Origin of the sequence: Acinetobacter sp. YH01003 (assembly GCF_013420525.1) — a bacterium.
Classification (GTDB): Bacteria; Pseudomonadota; Gammaproteobacteria; order Pseudomonadales; family Moraxellaceae; genus Acinetobacter; species Acinetobacter towneri.
The window spans coordinates 1-1,007 of sequence record NZ_VOXY01000051.1; the positions used below are offsets into that span (position 1 = coordinate 1).

A 1,007-nucleotide genomic window follows, 5' to 3' on the forward strand; every position below is an offset into this window, starting at 1 on the left:
CTCTGTACACGACAAATTTCACAGAACCCTTATCCTATCAGGATTCTGCTTTCTTAAAATTGCCAAAATTTCCTTAAACTCTTCTTTTTTCCCAAAACCAATTAAACGCTGAATCGCCATTTGAACATAGTCTAAACCATAGCGAAATAAACTCATTGAGAGTCGTCCATGCTTCTTTATTTTTATCGCTTTTTTTTGATTATGTTGCCATTCACCCGTTAAGTAACACCAACAGAAGCTTATAGCTAACACCGCAATCAATTTTTTCACTCGTCTAGGGTCTGTCAAGCGCGTATTTTCAAGATTAAACCCGCGTCCTTTGAGACAACTGAATAAGGTTTCAATTTCCCAGCGTAATGCATAATCCTGAATAGCATTGGCATTAAACTGAGGAGAAACGACGAGTAAAAGCTCTCCATTTTCTAACTGTAGTGCACTTATATATAGTTTCACCCGACCAACCAAAATCCGTCGTTTACGACATTCAATTTGACCAACTTTAAGATGGCGAAATAAATCACTAATTTTATGATTCTTTCCTAAATGATTGGTGACAATGAAGTTTTTTTAACACGAATGCAGAAGTTGATGTCTTGTTCAATTAACCATGTAAACCACTGCTCACCGATAAACTCTCTGTCTGCGAACACATTCACAATACGGTCTTTACCAAAAATGGCTATAAAGCGTTGAATCAAAGCAATACGCTCTTTCGTATCTGAATTTCCACGTTTATTAAGCAATGTCCAAAGGATAGGTATCGCTATTCCACGATAAACGATTGCGAGCATCAGGATATTAATATTTCGTTTTCCCCATTTCCAATTGGTTCTATCTAAAGTCAGTTGCACTTGGTCGAATGAAAACATATTGAAAATCAACTGAGAAATTTGACGATAATCAAAATACTGACCTGCAAAGAAGCGCTGCATACGTCGATAAAATGATTGTGGTAAACACTTGATGGGCAAGGCTTTAGATGCAGAAGAAAGATTACATGTTTGCTT

1 protein-coding gene is annotated in these 1,007 nt (G+C 36.7%); it reads right to left on the reverse strand.

What is annotated here, in order from left to right; translation table 11 throughout:
- Nucleotides 1-18 precede the first annotated feature (18 nt).
- A protein-coding gene (locus FTT70_RS13555) for an IS4-like element ISAba1 family transposase (protein WP_179994544.1) occupies nt 19-1,007 on the reverse strand; the annotation gives its coding sequence in 2 pieces (ribosomal slippage) (nt 19-569 and nt 569-1,007; 990 coding nt annotated over the 2 pieces). This gene is flagged as partial in the annotation.